Raw genomic sequence first — 15,339 nt, 5'->3', positions numbered from 1 at the left:
AATACGAACCGGCCGGGCATTGAACCCCGGTCTAGGCTGCCTGGGCGGTTTTTGCCCCGCAGTATTGCGCGACATAGGCATGGTGGTCGGGCAGGTTCGCAACGGTGCGGGCCACTTTCTCGCGCAGCGTCTGGAGGAAATGCGCCAGCTCTTCGTCGGTCATCTTCTTGGCGACCGGGTGGAAGGCGCGCGGCATGATCCCCTGACCCAGCATGACCTGGATCCAGCTGTTCTCGACGAACAGTTCCTCGTTCTTGCGGAACACGCGCCCGGTTTCGCGGAACAGTTCGATCTTCTGGGTCAGACTGTCGGGAATATCCATCGTCGCGCACTGACGCCAGAACGGGCTGTCGCGCCGCTCGGTGGCCTTGTAGTGCAGGATCAGGAAGTCGCGGACCTGGATCATGTCGGTCAGCTGCTGGTCGTTGAATTCGGCAATGTCGCGCTCGCTCACATCGCCTGCCGGCATCATCCGCAACAGCCGGATGACCGCCCGCTGGATCAGGTGGATGCTCGTCGATTCGAGCGGTTCCAGGAAGCCGGACGACAGGCCGATGGCAATGCAGTTGCGGTGCCATTGCTTGCGCCGTGCGCCGGTGGTGAAGGGGATTGCGCGCGGTTCGCTGATCGGCTTGCCGTCGAGCGTCGACATCAGGCGATCATGCGCGGCGTCCTGCGACAGGTAGCGGCTGCAATAGACAATGCCGTTTCCGCCCCGGTGCTGCAGCGGAATGCGCCATTGCCATCCCGCATCATGCGCGATCGCGCGGGTGTAGGGCACCGGGGGGCCGGCCAGTTCGGTCTGCACCGCGATCGCGCTGTCGCAGGGCAGATAATGCGACCAGTCGTCATAGCCGACATGCAGCGCGCCTTCGATCAGCAACGCGCGGAACCCGGTGCAATCGACGAACAGATCGCCTTCGAGGCGAGTCCCGTCCTCCAGGCCGATCGCCGCGATATTACCCGTCTCGCCATCGATATCGACCTTGCCAATCTTGCCCTCGACGCGCTTCGCCCCGGCCTGTTCGGCGATGCGGCGCAGATAGGCGGCATATGCGGTCGCGTTCAGGTGATAGGCGTAGTTGAGGCCGTTTTCGGGCAGATGGGCGAATTTCTTGGCGTAGGCGGCGACAAGCTCGAGGCAATATTCGTCGTAACTGACCGTATGGCCGCGTTCGCGCCCTTCGGCCCAGAAATGCTGGAAGCCGGCCGACCAGTGGTCGCGCCCGGTGTTGCCGAAAGAATGGAAGTATTTCTCGCCGTCGCGTTTCCAGTTCTCGAATTCGATGCCGAGTTTGAAGGTGGCCTGCGTTTCCCGCATGAAATCGGCCTCGCTTATGCCGATCAGGCGGTTGAACAGCACCAGCGGAGGGATGGTAGCCTCGCCGACCCCGACGGTGCCGATGGCATCGCTTTCGACCAGCGTCAGATCGATCGCATCGCCCATGGTGTGGGCGATGGCCGCGGCAGCCATCCAGCCCGCGGTGCCGCCGCCGGCCACGACGATGCGCCGGGGTTTGAAATCGCTTCTCATCGGTTCAGTGTCCTCAGCAGGAAGGTGCGAATGCGGCTGGCGGTTTCGGCGGTAAGCGGCGCGAGTATGCCGCGCGCCGGTTCGGGAATATGCTCGGCCACCTCGGGCGGGTTCTCGAACACGTAGTGATCGAACAGCTGCCGCCAGAAGGCCCGCTCCTCCTGCGGCAGATCGCGCAGCGCCCATATCGCGTGGTTGAGCGCGTCCTGGGGCTGCCCCAGAAAACCCGGCGTGTCGCGCCACCAGTAATTCACCAGGACATTGAAGACCTCCAGCCCTTCGACATGGTGCCACCACATCGACGGGATGTAGATCGCATCGCCCGGCTCGAGTTCGGCGATCCGGGCATGCGCCAGCGCCTCGGCGAAACGGGGGAATGCTGCCAGGTCCGGATCGTGGAAGTCGACCAGACTGACCGCGCGGCCCGCGGGCGTGTTTTCCAGCGGACCGATATAGAGATTGCGGAACTGTTCAGGCGGGAACACCGTGAAGCGCCGCCGGCCGACGGCGCAGCAGGCGAGATTGCGCGGAAAATCATTGTGCGCCGCGACGCGCGTATCAGTCCCGATCCAGATGCTTTCGCGCGGATCGCGGCCGCGGACCGGGGAGGGGTTTTCATCGGCCAGGCCGTCGAAGAACAGCTTCATATCGACCGAGGTGAGGTAGATTGCCGGCGCGTCCGCGCGGCCTTCATTGTCGTCGAAGCCGCGGAAGATATCCGCCAGTTTCCCGCGCGCCTGGCGGAAATTCATGGCGAAATCGTCTTCGTAGAACAGCCGGCCGTCGCGCCCCGGCTGGCCGATCGTCACTTCGAACGGCACGGGATGCGCTTTGTCCAGCAGGTAGGACCGGGCCGCGCGGGGCGAATCGCGGCCAGCCGCAACCAGTGGCCAGTCGTTCACCAGGCCGCGCACCACGAATGGCGCGCTGGCCTCGTCGAGCAGCGCCGAAAGCGCGGCAAAGTCCGCAGCTTCGCGCACTTCGACCGGTTTCATCTGCGCGAAGATCGAAGGATCGGCTTCAGCCACGGGCCTCCCGCCTGTTCTTGCGCTCGACCAGCTCGCTCAGGTTCGACAGCGATGCCACCGCCATGAAGATCGGCATGAGGTGGCCGTCGGCGTGAAGCGCGCCAAGCGCATCGCCGTCGAGTTGCTGCAGCTTGTCTTCATTGATCATGTGGAAGCCGACGAGCGTGTTCTTGGCGCCGTTCGCCAGCGTGACCTCGAAGCTGAACGGTTCGAGCAATTCGTACCGTTCGAGCGCCGCGATAAACGCCGCGCTGTCCTGATAGCCTACATGCAAATCGCCCAGCTGCGCCGAGATCTGTTCCACGTAAGGCGTCGGCCGGCCGAATTCGTCGAACAGCCGCATGCCTTCGCCATCGCTCGAAATGCGCGGATGATCCATATCGATATGAACGGTGGGCTCGTGGCTTTCATCTACCGGGCGCCCGACGAGGAACGGCTGGATCGCCATCGACAGCGGCCGATAGGCGGCATCCCATTCGCTGCCTTCGAGAAACAGGTTTTCGCCGTTCTCGAACCCGAGCAGGGCAAGCGCATTGAACCGCCCGCCATCGTTATCCCGCCGAAAGACGATCGGGTAATGGACCTGGACCTGCCGAAATTCATTCGGAATCACGAGCGCGGCCATCGCGGCATCGCCGAACTGCGCGCCAGCACCGGTATGCACGCGCAGCGCGGCATGGTCTGAATTGTTGAGGGTTTGGTGATTGCTCATGATCAGGCGATTGCTCCCTGCGCGCCGCGGTCGGTCTCGGCCGCGCGCAATGTATCGAGATAGGTTCGGTTGGACGGCAGCGCAGCGGCGAGCGCGCGGCTGCGTTCGGACACTTCGGCAAGCCGCCGCAGCGCATCGTGTCCGGGCGCCGGCCGCGCGGCGCTGGGCAGGGGAAAGCCCATTCCGTACAGGACATATTGCTGGCTGAAGGCGGAAAAGATCTCGTCCACCTGCGGGAAGTCCGCCGCGGAAGGCGGGTGATCGCGCCAGAGTTCGAGCTGCGCTGCGAGCGAGTCCGGGATCGTGGCTGGATCGCGCTGCGCCTGCCAATAGGGTTCGCCGCGCTTGCTGAGCACGTAGTGCAGCTTGAGGAAGTCGACGATCCGGTCCCAGCGATAGCGGAACAGGGCGTTGAACCGGTCCGCCAGCCTCGGCAGCGCGGAGCGGCTGTGCGGATAGGCATCGGCAAGCGCTTTGAGCGACAATTCGATCAGCACGATGGCCGATGCTTCGAGCGGTTCGATGAACCCGGCGGACAGGCCTACGGCAAGGCAGTTGCCGCGCCAGAACTGTTCGCGATGGCCGGTCGCAAACTGCAGCTTCCGCGGCGCGAGTGCGCCTGGATCGGCGCCGGGCACCTTGGCCGTGATATAGTCTGCGAGAATTGCCTCGGCGTCTTCGTCGGACAGGAAGCGCGAGGAATATACGCAGCCGATACCGCGGCGCGTGGGCAGGCCGATGTCCCACAGCCAGCCCGCCTTGTGCGCTGTGCCAACCGTCTGCGATGCGATGGCGCTGCCGGGTGCGACCGGAACCTGCATGGCCAGCGCGCGATCGTTGAACGAGACATCCGACCGGTCGCGCCATCCGATGCCAAGCTCGTCGCCGATCAGCCGGGCTGCCATGCCGGTGCAGTCGATAAAGAAATCGCCCTCCACCGTATCGCCGCCGCGCAGCATGAGTTTGGCAAGGAGGCCGTCTTCGCCGCGTTCGACGCCTGTTACATGGGCGCGAACGTGCGTCACGCCCAGACGGGCAGTACCCTGTTCGGCGAGCAGCGCCCCGAGCTTGCCTGCATCGAGATGGTAGCCGTAATTGAGCGCGCCCGTAAAAGCCGGCATGGCACGCTGGCGCGGCGCCAGGTCGCGATCGCAAACCGCGATCTGCGGCGTCACGGCCCCGGCAAAGGAAGCTGTCTTTCCGTGCTGCGCGGACCAGGCGGAAAGGATGTCTGCCATCGGCCCCGAAGCGGGCGGGGTGAAGGGATGATAATAGCTGTCATCGGCCGACCCATCCACCCAGCCATCGAACCGCGATCCCTGCTTGAACGAGGCATCGCAAGCGCTGAGGAAACGGGCTTCGTCGATCCCGATCGTGGCGAGCGTCTCGCGCAGTGTCGGCCAGCTGCCTTCACCGACGCCGATGGTCGGGATATCGGGTGCCTCGACGAGTGTCACGTCGAGCTCGGGCCGTCGGGCCGCAAGCAGGCAGGCGGACAGCCAGCCAGCCGTCCCGCCGCCCACGATCACCAACCTGTTGAACTCGGAACTCATCGATCGGACGTCCATACCCTCTCATCACGCAGGATACAAAGCGAGCCGCACTGCGCGGGCAGTGCGGCTCGCTTGCCCGAATATCGGCCGGACCTGCGGGTCCGGGTTGCAGTTACCAGGTAGAGCGGACGCCGCCGGCATAGCGGGCATAGCCCGGGGCGGCGAAGTACACTGCCTGGTCGGCACGCATGTGGCCCTTGCGGTCCGCATTGGTCACATTGATGCCCTCGGCAAAGACCGAGATGCCGTTGGCGAACTCGTAGCTCGCGCTGACATCGAACTGGCCGTACTCCTCGGTGAAGAACGGATCGGTCCCGAAGCCCGACAGGAACTCGTCGCGCCAGTTGTAGGCGACACGCGCCTGGAACCCGCCCTTGTCGTAGTAGAGCACTGCATTGGCACTGTCGCTTACGCCGGTCACCGCGAACTGCGGCTCGGGGTCGAAGCCCGGACGCAGCAGCTCGTATTCGGTGTTCGAATTCACGATCGTGTAGTTCAGGATGACGCCGAAGCCGGTGTCCCAGAAGCTGTGGGTGATCGCGAATTCCCAACCGGAAAGAGTCGCGCTCTGGTCGCTGTTGCCCGGCTGGCTGATGTTGAAGATCAGCAATGGATCGCCGGGCTGGGCAAGGATGCCGACCGGCATGCCGCCCGCATCATAGTCGACGGCGTCCGGATAGTTGGCAACGACGTAGTCGAGGATCGAAGCGCCCGGATTGGCCGCGTCCGGTGCGAAGGGCGCATTGCTTCCCTGCCGCGCAACGGCCTCCCGGAAGATCGCGCCAGCGCTGGGATCGCGCAGGTCGAATGCCGAGGACTGACGGATCGAGTTGCCGATGAAGTTCGACACCTTCTTGTTGAAGTAGCCGACCGAGAGATAACTGGCCGGGGCGTAGTACCACTCGGCCGACAGGTCGATGTTCTTCGACTTGTAGGGAAGCAGGCCCGGGTTGCCCGAGAAGCCGGTGCTGCCACCACTCACACGCGCCGGCGAATTGACTGTGAGACCACCGTCGAGGTTGTTGTAGGCTGGCCGGGTGATGGTGTGGCTGTACGATGCGCGCAGCACCACGTCCTGGATCGGCGTCATGTCGAAATCGATCGCCGGGAGCCAGTTGTCGTAGCTGCCCTTGAGCGTCGTGAAGACCGTATCCGACGGGTTTGAATCGACAATCGCAATCTCGTTGAACGATACGAGCGATGCGCCGTCCGGCGACGGCACGAGGGCCGAACTCGAGACGTCGGTCGCCTCGTAGCGCAGGCCGAGGCGCAAATGAGCCTCGTCGGCCAGAATATCGAAGGCATGTATGGTCTGGAGGTAGGGGGCGATCGTACGCTCATTGAGCAGGCGGTCGACGGTATACTCGGCCAGACAGCCCTCTCCGGTCGGGGTCCCGACCCAGGGGGTCGTACAGACGCCGATCTCGCGGTCCAGCAGGTCGATCAGCGAGACCGTGTCAACCGTGAAGTAGTTCGGAATGACGGCCGGATCTTGCGATCCTTCCATGCCTGCGAGGTCGTCCGGCAGGTCCTGCAGCGTGTACAGGCCGTCGGGCGTATCTTCTGCGCTCAGCGTGCCGCCCCAGCTATCGGTCTGAAGGAAGCCGTAGGCCGAACGAACCTTGTTGTCGGTATAGGTTACCCCGAAATCGAGGCTTTCGATAAAGCCGTCGTCGAAGTCTTTGCCGCCCGACAGGCGCACTTCGTTGATCCGGTCCTTCATGTAGGCCGTACGGAAGGCGTTGCCGGAAGGCCGGATGTTCGACGCGTCGATTTCGGAACCCGGATACATCTGCACGGAGATGACCGGCATGTCGCTGGTGAAGTCGATGCTCTGATTCTGGACACCGAAGATTGCGCTGCCAACCGCGATGTTGCTGCCGAAGGGCGAGGTCGGTTCGGATTCCGCAGTCGAATGGTGCGCGTCGAGTTCGAAGCGCCATCCGCTCGGGTGGTTCCATTGCAGGTTTCCGCCCAGCGAGTGGTTGGTGTTGCGGTTGGCGGCAACGGCGCCGGTAATCGCGAGGTCCTTGCCCGGGCCGAAGTCCTCGGCGTAGAAGTTCGGGCCGGCCACCGGGCCATCGGTCCAACTGCTGGCGGTCGCGCCGTGGTTGAACCAGACCCCAATGCTGTTGGTTTCCGCATCGATGGTGTTCTGCGAAAAGGTGTAGTCTACGGTTGCGGTAAACTGGTCGGACGGGCTGAACTGCAGCACCGCCTGACCATTGATACGCTCCCGGTCGATGTTGGTGAAATCGTAACCGGCGTTCTGCGGCGTCTGGTAGATATCGTCCGGACCCGGGCGGTTTTCCACTCCGCCGGTCGTCGGCAGCGAACCCCAGCTCGAGGAGTCGCTGCCCAGATAACCTTCGCGCCAGCCCGCGTTGAACTGGGCGAGCGACGCCTTGCGGCGCTGGTACGAACCGCTCAGCAGGATGCCGAAGGTGTCGTCGGCAAAGGTCTTGCTGATGACACCCGATATCTCGGGTGTGATTTCGGTATTTTCGAACGTGTGGTCGAGAACACCTTTGACGCCGATCGAACCCTGGAATCCGGGCCGATCGAGCGGACGCGGGGTTTTCACATTGATGACCGAGCCGATGCCGCCGGAGGGAAGTGTCGCACGCCCCGACTTGTAGACTTCGACGCCCGCAATGCCTTCCGAGGCAAGGTTGGCGAAATCGAATGAGCGCGACGCAGGCGCTTCGCAGCATGAGCCAAGGCCCGATGCCGGCATCTGGCGGCCGTTGAGGAGTACGAGGTTGAAGTCCGGCCCGAAGCCGCGGACGGTGACCTTCGAGCCTTCGCCGCTTTCGCGATCGATCGACACGCCGGTAATGCGCTGCAACGATTCGGCGAGATTGGTGTCAGGGAACTTGCCGATGTCCTCGGCACTGATGGCATCGACCACACCGACCGCATCGCGCTTGATGTTCATCGCGTCCTGGAGGCTGGCCCGGATGCCCGAAACGATAATGACGTTGCCGCCATCGTCAGCCGCGACTTCCTGCGCAGTCTCGGAAGGCTGAGCACCTGTCCCGACATCCTGTGCAGCGGCAGTCGATGCCGCCGCCCCCAGCGTCAGGATCGACGCGCCCGCCATGAAACGCGCGAGTGATTGTTTGTTGCCGAACTTCATTTTCCCTCCCTCTCCTGCGAAGCGCCGTCAGCGCGCGCAGGCTTCCTGATTTTGATCGAGGATATATATGTTAACGTTCACTTGGTCAATCGCGGCTGGAATTGGCTGGTCACAAAAATGCATGACTGCGGCGAAAATGTTGCAGTTGGCGCATGTCATCCTGGTGGCACCGCCGACCACGGCTTTACGAGCGTAGGAAGATTGGGCCCCCGCTCCCCCAAGATCGTTTGGGCCCTGGCGAAGACTGCATGCGTCGGGCGGCAACCTCTAGATCCGAGCCGATACGTGGATGCGGCGGAGTGCGTTTCGGCGCAGTCCTCTTTCGGCCCAATGGCGCCAACAAGGGCTTGCCGTAGCGTTGCGGCGTGGTTCAGCGCAGCGCCACAATTGCCCGGGCAATTGTAGCCTTTTGCGCACGTGCGACCAAGAATCGGGCGCGCCACTATTACAATTTGGCGAAAATGCCCTAGGTAGGCGCCGCAGGGGGCGATTAAGGCACAAGGTTGATGGACCGGGTAATCTACAACTTCGACAGCCTGCCCCAGCGGCACGGCTTGGCGTCGGCCCCCAAGCGCCGTTCGATTTACCGTGCCCGCCGTACGCCGGAACCGCGTGTCGGGATCATCTATAATCCGCGCAGCCATCGCAACCACGGGCAGGATCTTGCCTGCAGCGGTGCGGACAGCATCATGGTCGCGCAGCCGCGCACGCGGGACGAGATCGCCCATGCCCTTGCCGGGTTTGCGCGCGACGGAATCGATTTTCTCGTGATCAATGGCGGTGACGGCACCGTGCGCGATGTGCTCACGATGGGCCAGACCGTATTTGCCGATCGCTGGCCCGCGATCGCGGTGCTGCCCAAGGGCAAGACCAATGCGCTCAACGTCGACCTTGGCGCGCCGGCCGATTGGTCGCTCGAAGGCGCACTTGCGGCTTATGCCTCGGGCCGGCAGATCATCCGCCGCCCGCTTGCGGTCAGCCGCGAGGATCACGACGATCCGGCCATGCTCGGCTTCATTTTTGGCGCCGGCGCTTTCACACTCGGGATCGAGGCGGGACAGGATGCGCATTCGCTGGGCTTCTTCAACAGCCTCGCAGTGGGCGCGACCAGCGCCTGGGGCGTGATCCAGGGCCTGTTCGGTAGCAATCGCAACAAATGGCGCCGCGGCACGCCGATGCAGCTCACCTACCTCCCTTCGGGCAAGCCCGTCCCGCGCTCGGCGCATGGCGATCCTGCACGGCGCAGCGTGCTGCTCGCATCGACGCTCGAGCGCATGCCGATGGGTATCGAGCTGTTCGGCATCCCGCGATCGGGCCTCAAGTTCGCTCTGCTCGACCATCCGCTGCGGGGCCTGTTGGCCGCGCTGCCCGTCATCCTGATGGGCTGGCGACCGCGCTGGCTGGCCAAGGCTGGCCTCCACCAGCTGGAGGCCGATGCGCTGGCGATCGACGTGGCCGAACCGGTGATTCTCGACGGCGAGGCCTTCCCCCCGGGGCGCTATCGCGTCGCACAGGGGCCGGAACTCACCTTCATCAGCGCGTGAGCGGCGCACTCGCGCAGCGCATCGCAAGCGCACTCGACCGCCCGGTGCGGGACGAGGTGGCTGCCTTCGCGCGCCGGTTAAGCGAGGACGCCGGGGCGCTGGCAGTGCTGTTTTACGGTTCGAACCTGCGGACCGGCTCGCTCGAAGGCGTGCTCGATTTCTATGTCCTGCTGCCCGGCCCCCAGCGCGAGAAAATCTGGCCGCGCGTCAGCTATCGCGAATGGGACCATGCGGGCGAGCGATTGCGCGCCAAGATCGCGACGATGTCGCTGGCGCAGTTCGATAGCGCCGCGCGCGGGGAATCGCGCGATACGACGATCTGGGCGCGCTTTGTCCAGCCCTCGGCATTGGTCTGGTCAGCAGACGACGGTGCGCGGGGGCGAGTGTTGGCGGCGCTCGGTGGGGCGGCGACCACTGCAGGCCGCCTGGCGGCTGCTGTCGGACCCGAAAAAGGGGCGGCGGAGGCCTATTGGCGCGCACTGTTTCGCGCGACCTACCAGGCCGAATTCCGTGTCGAGAAACCCGGGCGGGAAAACTCCATCCTCGAGGTCAATGCGGCGCATTTCGATGGGCTGTTGCCGCTGGCGTGGGAGGCGGCGGAGATCGCCTTTTCGCGCGACGGTACGACCTTGCGGCCGAATCTGTCCGAAGACCGCCGCCGCCGCATCCTCGCGTGGTGGCGGCTTCGCGCGCGCCTGGGCAAACCGCTCAACCTGCTGCGGCTGGCCAAGGCGACCACCACCTTCGAAGGGGCAGCCGATTATGCCGCGTGGAAGCTCCACCGCCACACGGGGATATCGCTGGAGGTCACGCCATTCCGGGCCAAGCATCCGCTGCTCGCCGCTCCCGGCGCGCTGCTCGAACTATGGCGCAAGCGCCGCTCCTAGCGGTAGCGCATCCTGATCGAGATGCTTTCGACGCCCGAACCGACCTCGAAAGCCGTCTTCTTGTAGCTCGGTTTGCCGAGGTTGAAGAGGTTGATGCTGGGATTGTTCGACATTGCCCCGCCATCGGCGAAGATGTCGGTGCTGCCATTGCCATTGATGTCGTGGCGCACCGCGATTGCATAGGTTCCGGGGCGCGGCAGCGGCATGCAGAAGGACATCGACCCTGCCTTCGCGGGGGCTTCCATGCGGTAGATCCACTTGCCCTTCTCGAGCCAGTCTTCCTTCGTCCCGCGATAGCTCTGGACGCGGATGGTGCCCTTGCTTTCCTTGATGTCGGTAATGGTCACGCGCACGGCCGGGCCGGCGCCGCCAGCGCATTTGGCGGCGTCATTGGTGATTTTCTGGCGGTATTGTGCCTCGGCCGGGGCGGGGGCGGCAAGTGTCGCAAAGGCAAGCGCCGCGATACCGGCGGTGGCGAAAGTCGTCCGTTTCATAAAGGTAATCCGTCTCAACTGGGTCGATGCGGCGCCGCGGCGCCGGGTGTGAAGGGCCTGTCACCCCTCGATATGGCCTGCTGTTTACCAGACCGCGCTGAATTACGGCTGAATTTCGCACCTGCGGGATGTCCGTAAGCGAATGCTGGGCCCATCCGGGTGCGAGCAAATGCACGGCCCATGTGGAAAAGGCCCCCTCGCTCGCTTGTTAACCCTCGTTTCGCGCGCGTAGGGCTGGCCAAGGCTCACCCGCGACCAAGGCCCCCAGCCCGCATGACCATTCCGCTTATCTCGCCTTCGATCCTGTCCGCCGACTTCGCTGCGCTGGGCGAGGAAGTGCGCGCCATCGATGCCGCCGGGGCCGACTGGATCCATGTCGATGTGATGGACGGGCACTACGTACCCAATATCACCATCGGCCCGGCGGTGGTGAAGGCGCTGCGGCCGCATACCGACAAGCCGTTCGACGTCCATCTGATGATCGCGCCGATCGATCCCTATCTCGAAGCCTTCGCCGAAGCCGGAGCGGACATCATCACTGTCCATCCCGAGGCGGGGCCGCATATCCACCGCACGCTGCAAGCGATCACCGCGCTGGGCAAGAAGGCGGGCGTGGTGCTTAATCCGGGCACCAGCCTCGACGCGCTCGACTATATCCTCGAGGACGTCGATCTGGTGCTGGTGATGAGCGTCAATCCCGGTTTCGGCGGGCAGAGCTTTATCCATTCGCAGCTGCGCAAGGTCGAGGCGATCCGTGAGCGGATCGAGACGCTGGGCAAGCCGATCCACCTCGAGGTCGATGGCGGCGTCAACGCCGAGACCGCGCGGCTGTGCGTCGATGCGGGCGCCGATGTGCTGGTCGCGGGCTCGGCCACCTTCAAGGGCGGGCCGGGGAAGTATGCGGCCAATATCGCGGCGCTGAAGGGGCAGGCGTGAACCACGGCGCGCGCACTCTTCTGCGCGAGGATCGCGGCGCCCCCGTCGACAGTACAGCACCCGCGCTGCCCCTCACCGGCATGGCCGAACCGCTGGTCGACCGCGGCCCGCCCGCCAGGCCCGACGCGGTGCCGCTCGAACCGGCGCGTGCGCTGGTCCTCACCGATTTCCAGCCGCCGCGCGCGGGCCCTGTCGATAGCCTCGTGCGCTGGGCCTATCGGCTCGGCGTGCCCAATTCGGTGCTTGCCGCGCCGCTGCGCAAGCCCGCCGCGCCGCGCCTGCTCGCCACCGTGGTCAGTCCGCTGCAGGGCGAGCGCGCCGCGGGCATGGCTTTGCGCGCCGGTCAGTTCCTCGTCCACGGGCTCAAGGTGCCGGTCGACAAGCTCGATTTCGCCAGCAATGCCCCGCTGACCCCGCCCGTGCAGCGCGCGGTGCAGGGCTTTGGCTGGCTGCGCGATCTGGGCGCCTGTGCCCCGCGCGAGGAATGCGCTGCGATTGGCGAGAAACTGCTCGCACGCTGGCTCAAGGCCAATCCCGTCCCCGCCAAGGGCCCCGCCTGGACGGTCGAACATGCCGGGCTGCGGCTGCTTGCATGGCTGGTTCATGCGCCCTTGCTGCTCGGCGGCGATGCACGGCTGCGCGCCCGCGCGCTCGGAGCGATGGAAGCGACGGCGCGCTTTCTCGACCGGCAGGTTGCCGGGGCCGAGGACCGCCTGGGCCAGGTGGCCGGCTGGTGCGCGCTGGTGGCGGCCGGACTGCTGCTGCCCGATGGCCGCCCGCGCCGCCTGTTTGGCGAAGCGGGGCTGCTGCGCGCCCTGGGCGAATTGGTCGCCGAAGATGGCGGTGTGCTCTCGCGCAGTCCGCTGGCGCAGGCCGAGGCGATCGCGCTGCTGGTCGATCTGCGCGCCTGCTACGCCGCGGTGAACCGCGAACCGCCGCCCGCGCTGGAAACCATGCTCGGTCTGCTTGTCCCGCCACTCCTGACGCTGCGGATGGGCGACCGGGGTCTGGGCAGCTGGCAGGGGGCGGGTGCGACCTCCGCTGCGCGCGTCGATGCATTGATAACGGCGAGTGGTATTCGCGCGCGGCCGGGCAAGGAAAGCCGCCACTGGGGCTACCAGCGCGTCGATGCGGGCAAGGCGACGCTGGTGCTCGACGCCGCGCCGCCGCCACGCGCGCGCCACGCGCGCTATGGCTGTGCTTCCACGCTGGCCTTCGAACTGTCGCATGGCGACCAGCGCATCATCGTCAATTGCGGCGGGGCCGAACTGGCGGGCGGGCTGGTGCCCGTGCGGATCGAGCAGGGACTGCGCGGCAGCGCGGCGCATTCGACGCTGGTGCTCGACGATGCCAATTCGACCGCAGTGCTGATCAAGGGGCAGATCGGGAAGGGCGTCGAGGAAGTCGATATTGCGCGCACCGCGGTCAAGCAGAAGGGGCGCGATGCCGCGCGGCTGGAGGCTTCGCACAATGGTTATGCGGCGCGTTATGGCCTGATCCACCGGCGGACGCTGCTGCTGGGCGCCGACGGCAGCGGCCTGTCGGGTGAAGACGTGCTCGAACCCTCGGGCCGGCAGGGCAAGCGCGGGAAGATCAGCTTCGCGATCCGTTTCCATCTCGGCCACGGCATCGAGGCCGGGCTGGCGGACGACCGGCGCGGTGCGGGGCTCGCGCTGCCCGACGGTAGCTACTGGCAATTCCGCCTCGGAGGCGATAGCGGCGAGGCGCATATCGCGATCGAGGACAGCCTCTGGGTCGACGGGCAGGGCCGCCCGCGCGCGACGAAGCAGCTGGTCGTCGAAGGACTGACATCGCGCAGCGGGGGACGCTTCCCCTGGCTGCTCAAACGCATGGGGTGATTTTACGTGGCTGACGTGGCGATCAAACGGGCACTGCTTTCGGTGTCCGACAAGAGCGGCTTGGTGGAACTGGGCACGGCGCTGGCCGGACGCGGTGTGGAACTGGTGTCGACCGGCGGCACCGCCAAGGCGCTGCGCGAGGCGGGGCTCGACGTGCGCGACGTGTCCGATCTCACCGGCTTTCCCGAGATGATGGACGGGCGGGTCAAGACGCTCCACCCGATGGTCCATGGCGGCCTGCTCGCCGTGCGCGACAATCCCGAGCACGCGGCGGCGATGGAAGCGCATGCGATCGGCGCGATCGACCTCGTGGTCGTCAATCTCTATCCCTTCGAGGCGACCGTGGCGAAGGGTGCGGAGCGCGACGAGATCATCGAGAATATCGATATCGGCGGGCCCAGCATGGTTCGCAGTGCAGCCAAGAACCACCAGTTCGTCACCATTGTCACCGATCCGGCGGATTACCCCGCGCTGCTGAGCGAACTCGAAGCATCGGGCGCAACTTCGCTCGACTTCCGCCGCAAGTGCGCGGCCAAGGCCTTTGCGGCCACCGCTGCCTATGATTCGATGATCAGCCAGTGGTTCGCTTTCGCGGACCAGCGGCAGCTCTTTCCCGACTTCCTCGCAATCAACGGCAAGGCCCCCGTCGAGCTGCGCTATGGCGAGAACCCGCACCAGCAGGCGGCGCTCTACACGCCGGTCGGCCCGCATGCCCGGGGCATCGCGCAGGCCGAGCAGCTGCAGGGCAAGGCGCTGAGCTACAACAATTACAACGATGCCGATGCCGCGCTGGAACTGTGCGCCGAATTCGCCGGCGGCGAACCTGCGGTGGTTATCGTCAAGCATGCCAACCCCTGCGGCGTCGCGCAGGCCGCGACCTTGCTCGAGGCGTGGAACCACGCGCTCGCCTGCGACAGCGTGTCGGCCTTTGGCGGCATCGTCGCGGTGAACACCGAACTCGATGGCGCAACCGCAGCGGCGATCTGCGAAATCTTCACCGAAGTCGTGATTGCCCCTGCGGTCAGCGATGCGGCGCGCGAGGCGTTTGCCAAGAAGAAGAACCTGCGCCTGCTGGTTACCGGCGACCTCCCCGATCCCCGCCGCGGCGGTCTGGCGGTCAAGCCGATCACCGGCGGGCTGCTGGTCCAGACGCGCGACAATGGTGCAATCACCGAAGCCGATCTCAAGGTGGTCACCCGGCGGGAGCCCACCGAACAGGAATTGCGGGACTGCCTGTTCGCCTGGACCATCGCGCGACACGTCAAATCGAACGCCATCGTCTATGCCAAGGACGGCGCAACCGCGGGTATCGGGGCCGGCCAGATGAACCGCCGCGATTCCTCGTGCATCGCTGCAATGAAAGCCGCCGAAGCGGCGGAGAAATACGGCTGGGAGCAGAGCCGCACGGTCGGTAGCGCGGTCGCCTCCGACGCCTTCTTCCCCTTTGCCGATGGCCTGCTGGCCGCCGCCGAAGCGGGCGCGAGCGCGATCATCCAGCCGGGCGGATCGATCCGCGATGACGAGGTGATCGCCGCCGCCGACGAACGGGGCCTCGCAATGGTCTTCACCGGGATGCGCCACTTTCGTCACTGAGGCCGGGCCGCTTCTTGGTCAGCGTTCGACGAGCGAAGCTGAACATCCGACGACGGGCGT

The 15,339-nt window shown here is 65.4% G+C and carries 11 protein-coding genes; 5 read left to right on the top strand and 6 right to left on the bottom strand.

Annotation, left to right across the window (positions count from 1 at the left end):
* Positions 1-31: 31 nt before the first annotated feature.
* From VWN43_RS13950 to VWN43_RS13930, 5 genes are all read right to left on the bottom strand, one after another.
* Entirely contained in the window at positions 32-1,534 is a 1,503-nt protein-coding gene (locus tag VWN43_RS13950; RefSeq protein ID WP_253521181.1) for a tryptophan halogenase family protein, read from the bottom strand.
* Complete coding sequence (locus tag VWN43_RS13945; protein ID WP_320181329.1) at positions 1,531-2,562, bottom strand: cupin-like domain-containing protein; 1,032 nt, start codon at positions 2,560-2,562, stop codon at positions 1,531-1,533. The genes VWN43_RS13950 and VWN43_RS13945 overlap by 4 nt, the downstream gene beginning before the upstream one ends.
* The gene (locus VWN43_RS13940; RefSeq protein WP_320181330.1) at positions 2,555-3,274 is read right to left on the bottom strand and encodes a SapC family protein; all 720 of its coding nucleotides are present in this window, start codon (positions 3,272-3,274) and stop codon (positions 2,555-2,557) included. Before VWN43_RS13940 ends, VWN43_RS13945 begins: the two co-directional genes overlap by 8 nt.
* Positions 3,275-3,276: 2 nt before the next feature.
* Complete coding sequence (locus VWN43_RS13935; RefSeq protein WP_320181331.1) at positions 3,277-4,827, bottom strand: tryptophan halogenase family protein; 1,551 nt, start codon at positions 4,825-4,827, stop codon at positions 3,277-3,279.
* Positions 4,828-4,939: 112 nt separating this feature from the next.
* Positions 4,940-7,966: a TonB-dependent receptor gene (locus VWN43_RS13930; protein ID WP_320181332.1), complete on the bottom strand. Its 3,027-nt coding sequence runs from the start codon at positions 7,964-7,966 to the stop codon at positions 4,940-4,942.
* Between the two features lie 506 nt (positions 7,967-8,472).
* On the opposite strand from VWN43_RS13930, the gene VWN43_RS13925 reads away from it, so the two are divergent.
* Positions 8,473-9,510 carry a diacylglycerol/lipid kinase family protein gene (locus tag VWN43_RS13925; RefSeq protein WP_320181333.1) on the top strand — a complete coding sequence of 346 codons (1,038 nt, stop codon included), beginning with the start codon at positions 8,473-8,475 and terminating at the stop codon, positions 9,508-9,510.
* Complete coding sequence (locus VWN43_RS13920; RefSeq protein WP_320181334.1) at positions 9,507-10,397, top strand: hypothetical protein; 891 nt, start codon at positions 9,507-9,509, stop codon at positions 10,395-10,397. Before VWN43_RS13925 ends, VWN43_RS13920 begins: the two co-directional genes overlap by 4 nt.
* Here the strand turns inward: VWN43_RS13920 and VWN43_RS13915 are convergent.
* The gene (locus tag VWN43_RS13915) at positions 10,394-10,891 is read right to left on the bottom strand and encodes a DUF2141 domain-containing protein (RefSeq protein ID WP_320181335.1); all 498 of its coding nucleotides are present in this window, start codon (positions 10,889-10,891) and stop codon (positions 10,394-10,396) included. The genes VWN43_RS13920 and VWN43_RS13915 overlap by 4 nt on opposite strands.
* 273 nt (positions 10,892-11,164) lie before the next feature.
* Between VWN43_RS13915 and rpe the strand changes: the two genes are divergently transcribed.
* The 3 genes from rpe to purH all read left to right on the top strand — a co-directional run bounded on the left by rpe (position 11,165) and on the right by purH (position 15,279).
* Entirely contained in the window at positions 11,165-11,827 is a 663-nt protein-coding gene (gene rpe / locus VWN43_RS13910; RefSeq protein WP_320181336.1) for a ribulose-phosphate 3-epimerase, read from the top strand.
* A gap of 80 nt (positions 11,828-11,907) precedes the next feature.
* Entirely contained in the window at positions 11,908-13,686 is a 1,779-nt protein-coding gene (locus VWN43_RS13905; RefSeq protein ID WP_420493544.1) for a heparinase II/III family protein, read from the top strand.
* 6 nt (positions 13,687-13,692) lie between these two features.
* On the top strand, positions 13,693-15,279 hold the full coding sequence (gene purH, locus VWN43_RS13900; RefSeq protein WP_320181338.1) for a bifunctional phosphoribosylaminoimidazolecarboxamide formyltransferase/IMP cyclohydrolase: 1,587 nt from the start codon (positions 13,693-13,695) through the stop codon (positions 15,277-15,279).
* Positions 15,280-15,339: the final 60 nt, after the last annotated feature.

This window comes from Qipengyuania sp. HL-TH1 (assembly GCF_036365825.1).
Taxonomy (GTDB): domain Bacteria; phylum Pseudomonadota; class Alphaproteobacteria; order Sphingomonadales; family Sphingomonadaceae; genus Qipengyuania; species Qipengyuania profunda.
Note: the sequence above shows the minus strand (reverse complement) of the source record. Positions and strands in the feature narration are given on the sequence as shown.

Excerpts from the sequence above, each read along its gene's own strand:
- VWN43_RS13950 (WP_253521181.1), bottom strand. The coding sequence starts at position 1,534 with ATGAGAAGCGATTTCAAACCCCGGCGCATCGTCGTGGCCGGCGGCGGC.
- VWN43_RS13940 (WP_320181330.1), bottom strand. The coding sequence starts at position 3,274 with ATGAGCAATCACCAAACCCTCAACAATTCAGACCATGCCGCGCTGCGC.
- VWN43_RS13935 (WP_320181331.1), bottom strand. The coding sequence starts at position 4,827 with ATGAGTTCCGAGTTCAACAGGTTGGTGATCGTGGGCGGCGGGACGGCT.
- VWN43_RS13930 (WP_320181332.1), bottom strand. The coding sequence starts at position 7,966 with ATGAAGTTCGGCAACAAACAATCACTCGCGCGTTTCATGGCGGGCGCG.
- VWN43_RS13925 (WP_320181333.1), top strand. The coding sequence starts at position 8,473 with ATGGACCGGGTAATCTACAACTTCGACAGCCTGCCCCAGCGGCACGGC.
- VWN43_RS13915 (WP_320181335.1), bottom strand. The coding sequence starts at position 10,891 with ATGAAACGGACGACTTTCGCCACCGCCGGTATCGCGGCGCTTGCCTTT.
- rpe (WP_320181336.1), top strand. The coding sequence starts at position 11,165 with ATGACCATTCCGCTTATCTCGCCTTCGATCCTGTCCGCCGACTTCGCT.
- VWN43_RS13905 (WP_420493544.1), top strand. The coding sequence starts at position 11,908 with ATGGCCGAACCGCTGGTCGACCGCGGCCCGCCCGCCAGGCCCGACGCG.